The 8156-nt window shown below is 31.0% G+C and carries 8 protein-coding genes; all 8 read right to left on the minus strand.

Annotated elements, in window-relative coordinates; translation table 11 throughout:
• Window positions 1-215: 215 nt before the first annotated feature.
• The gene (locus tag ACTCDL_RS12455; RefSeq protein ID WP_463177103.1) at window positions 216-1382 is read right to left on the minus strand and encodes a nucleotide sugar dehydrogenase; all 1167 of its coding nucleotides are present in this window, start codon (window positions 1380-1382) and stop codon (window positions 216-218) included.
• A 75-nt stretch (window positions 1383-1457) separates the two neighbouring features.
• The gene (locus ACTCDL_RS12460) at window positions 1458-2654 is read right to left on the minus strand and encodes a dTDP-glucose 4,6-dehydratase (RefSeq protein WP_463177106.1); all 1197 of its coding nucleotides are present in this window, start codon (window positions 2652-2654) and stop codon (window positions 1458-1460) included.
• Window positions 2655-2926: 272 nt separating this feature from the next.
• The gene (rfbD, locus tag ACTCDL_RS12465; RefSeq protein WP_463177113.1) at window positions 2927-3799 is read right to left on the minus strand and encodes a dTDP-4-dehydrorhamnose reductase; all 873 of its coding nucleotides are present in this window, start codon (window positions 3797-3799) and stop codon (window positions 2927-2929) included.
• A 113-nt stretch (window positions 3800-3912) separates the two neighbouring features.
• A complete protein-coding gene (gene rfbC, locus ACTCDL_RS12470; RefSeq protein ID WP_463177119.1) occupies window positions 3913-4476 on the minus strand; it encodes a dTDP-4-dehydrorhamnose 3,5-epimerase in 564 nt (187 codons plus the stop codon).
• A gap of 292 nt (window positions 4477-4768) precedes the next feature.
• The gene (locus ACTCDL_RS12475; RefSeq protein WP_463177122.1) at window positions 4769-5140 is read right to left on the minus strand and encodes a GxxExxY protein; all 372 of its coding nucleotides are present in this window, start codon (window positions 5138-5140) and stop codon (window positions 4769-4771) included.
• Between the two features lie 327 nt (window positions 5141-5467).
• Window positions 5468-6334 carry a glucose-1-phosphate thymidylyltransferase RfbA gene (rfbA, locus tag ACTCDL_RS12480; RefSeq protein ID WP_463177125.1) on the minus strand — a complete coding sequence of 289 codons (867 nt, stop codon included), beginning with the start codon at window positions 6332-6334 and terminating at the stop codon, window positions 5468-5470.
• A gap of 78 nt (window positions 6335-6412) precedes the next feature.
• Window positions 6413-7240, minus strand: a complete 828-nt coding sequence (locus ACTCDL_RS12485; protein ID WP_463177128.1) for a glycosyltransferase family 2 protein — start codon at window positions 7238-7240, stop codon at window positions 6413-6415.
• Between the two features lie 21 nt (window positions 7241-7261).
• Window positions 7262-8156, minus strand: an 895-nt coding sequence (locus tag ACTCDL_RS12490; RefSeq protein ID WP_463177130.1) for a glycosyltransferase, incomplete at its 5' end; no start/stop codon positions are given.

Below are 8156 nucleotides of genomic sequence, written 5' to 3' on the forward strand. Positions count from 1 at the left end.
TTTATTCGTGTTTCATTCGTGCAATTCGTGGCTAAACAGTCTTTTATTTCTTAGTCTTTATCCATATTTCATCTATGTTAATCCATAGCTAAACAATCTTTTGACCTTAATCAATTTTATCCACCAATAATAAAATAAGAGCCACAAGTAAAACCTGCAACTCTTATCCCAAATTACTCTTCTTTTTTCTTTAACTATCAACTATCAACTGACCTTTAGTCTCTTCTATATAAATCTCTTGTATATACCTTCTCCTCTACATCCTCTAACTCTTCGTTCATTCTATTTACAACTATTACATCTGATATATTTTTAAATTCTTCGATATTATTAATCACTTTAAAACCAGCAAACTCTTCTTCCTCTAAAGTTGGCTCATAGATAACTAGGTCAACACCTTTATTCTTTAATCTATCCATAACCCCTTGTATAGCTGAAGCTCTAAAATTATCAGAACCTGATTTCATTATTAGCCTATAAACTCCCACTACCTCAGGATCTTTCTTCAGTATCATCTCCGCAATGTGATCTTTTCTAGTACTATTTGCATCAACTATAGCATGAATGATATTATTCGGTACATCAGCATAGTTTGCTCTAAGCTGCTTCGTATCCTTAGGTAAGCAATATCCCCCATAGCCAAAGGAAGGATTATTGTAATGTCCACCAATTCGAGGATCAAGGCAAACACCTTCAATAATCTGTTTAGTATCTAACCCCTTTGATTCTGCATAGGTATCTAACTCATTAAAGTATGAGACTCTCAATGCCAAATAGGTATTAGCAAACAACTTAATCGCTTCTGCTTCTGTAGAATCTGTAAATAAAACTGGAATCTCCTCTTTAATAGCACCTTCAGCCAATAACTCTGCAAAGCGTTCTGCTCGCTGAGACTGTTCTCCTACTACTATACGAGACGGATATAAGTTATCATATAAGGCTTTTCCTTCTCTTAAAAACTCCGGTGAAAAGATAATATTTTCAGTGTCATATTTTTCTTTAATAGACTTAGTATAACCTACTGGGATTGTAGATTTAATGACCATTGTAGCCTCAGGATTTATCTCTAGGACATCTTCGATAACCCCTTCTACGGTCTTAGTATTAAAGTAATTTGTTTCTGTATCATAATCGGTTGGGGTAGCAATTATAATAAATTCTGCATCTTTATAAGCTTTTTCCTTATCTAAAGTTGCTATTAAGTTTAACTCTTTAGTAGCCAGATATTCTTCTATCTCTTGGTCTGCTATTGGTGATTTTTTATTGTTGATTAAATCTACCTTTTCTTGTATGATATCTAAGGCTACTACCTCATTATGCTGAGCTAAAAGAACTGCATTGGATAGCCCTACATAGCCTGTTCCTGCTACTGCTATTTTCATGTATGTTCACTCCTTTAAATAATCAAAAGTAAGAAGTAAGTAGTGAATAGAATCACTTCTCACCTCTTACTGCTTTTAGTTTTCGTACATTTGTTTATAATACTTTTGATAATCTCCACTCGCTACTTCTTCTACCCATTCTTGATTATCTAGATACCATCTAATAGTCTTTTCTATACCATCTTCAAAATTAGTTTCTGGATACCAACCAAGTTCTGTCGCTATCTTTGTAGGATCAATAGCATATCTCATATCATGCCCAAGACGATCCTTAACAAAAATAATTAAATCATAATTAATATTTTCTAAATCTGTCTTTAATACTTTTGAGTATTCTGGCTCTTCTTTCATAATCTTAGCAATTGTATCTATAGTAAGTTTTACGATATTAATATTTTGCTCTTCATTGAAACCACCTACATTATATACTTCACCTAATCTACCATTGTTTACAACCATATCAATAGCCTGAGCATGGTCTTCTACATATAACCAATCCCTTACATTTTTCCCATCACCATAAACAGGCAATTTCTTACCTGAAAGAATATTTTTAATAATTAGAGGGATTAATTTTTCAGGGAAATGATATGGTCCATAGTTATTACTACAACGAGTAATATTAACTGGCATTTTATATGTTTCTGCATATGCCATCACAATCATATCAGCACTTGCCTTTGAAGATGAATATGGACTTCTTGGGTCAATTGGAGTTTCTTCTGTAAAGAAGTTATCACCATAAGTCTTTAAATTAACTCTATCTTTAACTACCTGCTTAACCTCTTCATCTTCTAAAAGAAGGTCTATCGCTTCTTCATAATCTTTTGATAATGAACCATAAACTTCATCTGTGGAAACTTGTAAATATTTTACTCCATCTTTATAAATCGGATATCCACCTTCATCTTTTCCTAGCATCCAATGTGCTTTAGCTACATCTAATAAATTCTGTGTTCCAAGAATATTAGTTTCTAGAAAGATTTGAGGATTTTCAATCGATCTATCTACATGAGATTCAGCTGCAAAGTTAACAACATAATCTATATTGTTTCTATAAAAGATGTTATCAACTAATTCTCTATTTTTAATATCACCTTTTACAAACTCAACTCTATCATCTTTAATTTCGTCCTTAATCGTACCTAAATTCCCAGCATAAGTCAGCTTATCTAGAATAACAATCTTAATATCCTCATACTTCTTTAACATGTATTTTGTAAAGTTGGCACCGATAAATCCAGCAGCACCAGGTACTAAATATGTTTTCATATAAACCTCCTGATTTCTTTAAATTTTACCACAGAGTCACAGAGTAAACTGAGATTACACAGAGATTTATTATTAATTTTAAATATTTTCCCTGTGTTAACTCCATTATTATGTGCCTCTATGGTTAATCTTTAATTTTTATAATTTAACAATACGTAAAATCTACCACTGAGACACAGAGTACACTGAGTAGTCACTGAGTTTTTATTTTTAATTTTATTTATTTCTCTGTGTTAACTCCTTCTCTCTGTGACTCTGTGGTTATCTTTTTATTATAATTCTCCATTATCAGTCAATTCTTTCAGAAATCTATCAATCCCATCTTTCCAATCAGGCATCTTTCTTCCAATAACCTCTTCCGCTTTTGAACTATCTAGCTTACTATATTCAGCCCTTTTAGCAGGAAGATTAAAGTCGACTGTTTTAGCCTTTCCTAACTTTCCTTTCCAAGCTATACTTTCTAAAACATACTTAGCTTGCTCATACTTACTCGCCTCTCCACTATTTGAGAGATGGTATAATCCATACTTACCTGTTTGAATTAAATCCCAAGAATAAACCGCTAAATCCCATGAATAAGTTGGAACAGAAACCTGATCATCTACTATATTAAGTTCATCTCTACTTTTAGACCAATTTATAATAGATTTATTAAAATTATTATTACCTATACCAAATACCCAAGAGGTTCTGATCACAAATGATTTATCATAGGCACCTAACACTGCTTGCTCTCCTTGAGCCTTTGACTTACCATATATAGAAAGGGGATTTATCTTATCTTCTTCTTTATAAGGACAATTTTTTGTTCCGTCAAATACAAAATCTGTAGAATAAGTTACAAAAGTTGCTCCCTTCTCCTTAGCAATCTCCGCTAGCTTCTTAGGAGCATCACAGTTCAATGCAAAAGCCTTATCCTCTTCTTCCTCAGCCTTATCTACATTATTATAGGCAGCACAGTTGATAATGATATCAATCTCTTTACCTGCTACAAATTTCTTCACTACCTGATAGTCAGTAATATCCAATGATATACAACCATTGTCTGCAATATAATCTGTAGCTATATATTCTTCTCCCAGCTGATTAAAAAGTTTCTGAAAATCTTGACCTAACTGACCATTGGCACCAGTTAAAAATATCATAACAGCCTCCTTATACATAAAAAATCTAACCACTGAGGCACTAAGAACACTGAGAATTCACAGAGTTTTATTTCTTTTCTCTGTGCTAACTCCTTTACTCTGTGACTCTGTGGTTAATTCTCTATATCTCTTAATTTCGGTAATTTCTTATCTTTATCAGATAACAATAAATCTTCTTCTTTAATATCATACTCCTCCAAAGGCCAATCTATCGCTATATCTTTATCATTCCAAATAATCCCCGCATCATATTCTGGATGATAATAGTTAGTAGTCTTATACATAAACTCTGCTTCATCTGTTACAGCTACAAATCCATGGGCAAACCCTTCTGGAATATAAAACATCTTCTTATTCTCTTCCGAAAGAATAATTCCAAAATACTTTCCATAAGTCTCTGACCCTTCTCTTAAATCGACAGCCACATCATAGACAGTCCCTTTGATAGCTCTAACAAGTTTTCCTTGGGAATACTTAGTTTGAAAATGCAACCCACGCAATGTACCTTTCTTAGACTTAGAATGATTATCTTGAACAAAATCCATCTCAAGACCTATCTCAACAAACTCTTTCTTGTTATAACTCTCCATAAAAAATCCACGGTGGTCACCAAAGATAGTCGGTTCTATTATGTATAAATCTTTAATAGGAGTTTCTATCTTTTTAAATTTACTCATTTTAAAACCTCCACTAAAATATTTCTATTAATTAAATAATAGATACTTCACCACCGAGATACAGAGAACACTGAGTCTCACAGATTTTTCTAATTATTAATTCTTTCTTTTTTTTGTTAACTCTTTCACCTATAACCCTGTGGTTAGTCTTTCTCGTTTTAATAATATCTAAAAGCTTACCACTGAGGCACAAAGGTCACTGAGTATTCACAGAGTTTTTATTATTAATTTTTCTTTCTCTGTGTTGACTCCTCTTCCCTGTGACTCTGTGGTTATCTTTTCGTTCTTTTAACTATAAGATTAATCTTTTAATTCCATTTTTTAATAAATCAACATTAAAATTCATCAATAAACCTAACTTTTTGTTTGATAGCTTCATATATGTTAGTAATTGAGCCTTATGAATATTTAATATTTTCTCTACAGACTTCAATTCAACAATAACCTCTTTTTCTACTAAAACATCTATCCTATAAGCATCTTTTAATTCTCTATTTTTATATCTAATAGGTAATAATAACTGCTTTTCATAGTTTAGTCCATTCTCTTCTAACTCTATACATAAACACTCTTCATATGTTCTTTCTAATAAACCTGGTCCCAAGCTCTTATGAACTTCAATTGCAGCTCCTATTATCTTAGAGGTTATCTCATTTTTCTTCATCTAAGTAAATCCCCCGTTCCTCTGTGACTTTATGGCTAGTTTTACCAACCTTTGAATTATAATAACCAATAAAATAATTTACCATAGAGGCACGGAGTACACTGAGAATTCACAGGGGTTTTATTTTTAATTTTATTCCTTTTCTCTGTGTTAACTTCACCACTCTGTGACTCTGTGGGTTGTCTTTAATTTTTATAATTTGATAATACGTAAAATCTACCACTGAGATACACAGCACACTGAGCCTTCACAGAGTTTTTATTATTAATTTCTCTTTCTCTGTGTTGACTCTTCTTCTCTGTGACTCTGTGGTTAATATTTTTTATCTTATTCCTCAATAATAGAAACAAGATACTTACCATAATCCGTTTTCATCAATGGCTTAGCCAATTCCCTCAATTCATCATCATTAATATAAGCCAACCTATAAGCTATCTCTTCTATACAAGCCACATACAGCCCCTGCCTCTTCTGTACTGCTTCTACAAAGTTAGCTGCATTCAATAAGCCATCATGAGTTCCTGTATCTAGCCATGCCATACCTCGTCCAAAGTGCTCTACCATTAAGCTACCTTCTTCCAAATAGAGTCGATTAATATCTGTTATCTCTAATTCCCCTCTAGGAGAAGGCTTTAAATTCTTAGCCTTCTCTACTACACTATTATCATAAAAATAAAGCCCTGGTACTGCATAGTGTGATTTAGGCTTCTCTGGTTTCTCTTCTAAAGATAACACCTTACCATCTTCATCAAACTCTACAACACCAAAGCTACTTGGGTCTTTAACGTAATAACCAAAGATAGTTGCTCCTTCTTCTAGTGAAGCAGCTCTTTGTAAAATTTCAGTAAAGTGCTGACCATAGAATACATTATCTCCTAAAATTAAAGCGACATTCTCATCACTGATAAACTCTTCTCCCACAATAAAGGCATCCGCTAATCCTCGGGGTTCTTCTTGTACTTTGTAAGATAATTTTAGACCTATTTGACTACCATCACCTAACATCTCTTTGTATACTGGTAAATCTCTAGGTGTAGAGATAATTAATATCTCTCTAATTCCTGATAACATCAATACTGATAATGGATAATAGATCATTGGTTTATCATAAATTGGTAAGCTCTGTTTTGACATTGCTTTTGTTAATGGATAAAGTCTAGTTCCACTTCCTCCTGCTAAGATTATTCCTTTCATTGTTAGCCTCCTCTTATAGTATTAGAAACAAATAATAGCCGTTTTAATATTTTTCAGCAATTAGTTATCAATTACTTTTTACATATCTAATCTATTTTTTAAATCATTTAATGTTTTCTTATTGATTTCTCTTCTATTTTTATCAAAGATCCAGCCCCATTTATTAAAATATTTAATGGCAGAGCTAATGTGATACCACAATAGCTTTTTATTCTTATACGACCCTTTTCCATATTCATGATATACAGTAGCCTCTGGATAATATACTGTTCTGTATTGTTGATGAATTCTACGAGATAAGTCGGTATCTTCTAAATACATAAAGTATCTCTCATCAAACATACCAACTTTTTTTAAAACTTCTGTTCTAATAAACATAAAACATCCTGATAAATAAGGTATATCCATTATCTGATTATAATCAGCAAATTTTAATTCATAATTCTGATTTCTTTTTTCTAAATAGGTTTCAAAAGGAAGAAACCTTCTAAGTATAAGATCAAAAGGTGTAGGTGATAACTTGCATAAGTGTTGCATTTCGCCATTTGGATATAATACTTTAGGCATAGCTAGTCCAATATCCTCGTTTTCTTCCATAAAATTATAGATTTTTTCTAATGTTCCTTCTTCAAAATAAACATCAGGATTTAAAATTAAGTGATATTTAGAATTATCTATTGATTTTTTTATAGCAAGATTATGCGCAGAACCGAACCCAATATTAGTATTATTAAAAATATACTCTACTCTTTCACCCTGAGATAACTTTTTTAACTCGTTAGTTGGAGAATTATCTATTAAGTACAACTTAACATTTAAACTTGTATTTAAAAAACTATCTATAACCCTTTTTATTTCATCAAAATTACTTTTATATAATACAATAGAAGCCGTTATATCAACCATTTAAATCAGTCCTTCTTTTCTCTATTCTAGTTCACTTAATATATATCTAAATTTTTGTTTTGGATAATTTGAATTAAAATTATCTTTTAATTGTATCTTATCTTTTAGTTTAATTTTATTTAATTCTTGAATAGCATCAATGTAATTATTTGGTGAATCTACTCTCTTCAAATAATTTTTATATTTAAATTCTATACCCTCAAAAGCAACATCTGTTCCTATTACTGGAGTGCCACATGCTAAGGATTCTATAACTTTAACTTTTACACCTGCACCTTGAAATAATGGAGCTATTAAACCTTTACACTTTGATATGACTTTATATGGATTTTTTACAAATCCTAATACTTCTACATTATCATATTCATTTAATCTATTTTTTACTTCTTTATTTAACCCCCCACCAATTACTACGATTTTTATATATTTACTTATAGAGGGAAGTATATTCTTTTCAAACCAAAGTAAACCTTCTAAATTTTCTTCTCTCTTCCAATAACCATAAAAACAAAAACTATTATCTAAATTAATTTCCTTTAAATTAATCTCCTTTATACTTTCTTCTATATAAAAATCTACTACCTCAGATTGAATCTGATAATAGTCATATAGTAATTTTTGATCCTTTTTACTAAAACTAATTATATTCCCTTTTGATAAATTCAATATAAGATTCTCTGAAAAACGACAGAACTTATAACTTAAATTAAAAGATTTATTTTCTTTCCTCTCATATTTTTGAGCAATAATATCATGAGTCATCAAAAATTTATCCTTACTCTTAATAAATAAAGAGTATAAAAAAGATTGAGAAAAATCAAAATAAATATAATCATATTCATTTTTATTATTCAATATATAAAATAATATTTTCAAACTAAATCTAGACGTAAAAAATGGATGAATAAAAGGAAAC

It is taken from the genome of Orenia sp., from assembly GCF_055140805.1.

Coding starts and splice junctions, on each gene's coding strand:
- ACTCDL_RS12475 (WP_463177122.1), bottom strand. CDS start 5,140: ATGAAGAAAAATGAGATAACCTCTAAGATAATAGGAGCTGCAATTGAA.
- ACTCDL_RS12485 (WP_463177128.1), bottom strand. CDS start 7,240: ATGGTTGATATAACGGCTTCTATTGTATTATATAAAAGTAATTTTGAT.
- ACTCDL_RS12455 (WP_463177103.1), bottom strand. CDS start 1,382: ATGAAAATAGCAGTAGCAGGAACAGGCTATGTAGGGCTATCCAATGCA.
- rfbA (WP_463177125.1), bottom strand. CDS start 6,334: ATGAAAGGAATAATCTTAGCAGGAGGAAGTGGAACTAGACTTTATCCA.
- rfbC (WP_463177119.1), bottom strand. CDS start 4,476: ATGAGTAAATTTAAAAAGATAGAAACTCCTATTAAAGATTTATACATA.
- ACTCDL_RS12460 (WP_463177106.1), bottom strand. CDS start 2,654: ATGAAAACATATTTAGTACCTGGTGCTGCTGGATTTATCGGTGCCAAC.
- rfbD (WP_463177113.1), bottom strand. CDS start 3,799: ATGATATTTTTAACTGGTGCCAATGGTCAGTTAGGTCAAGATTTTCAG.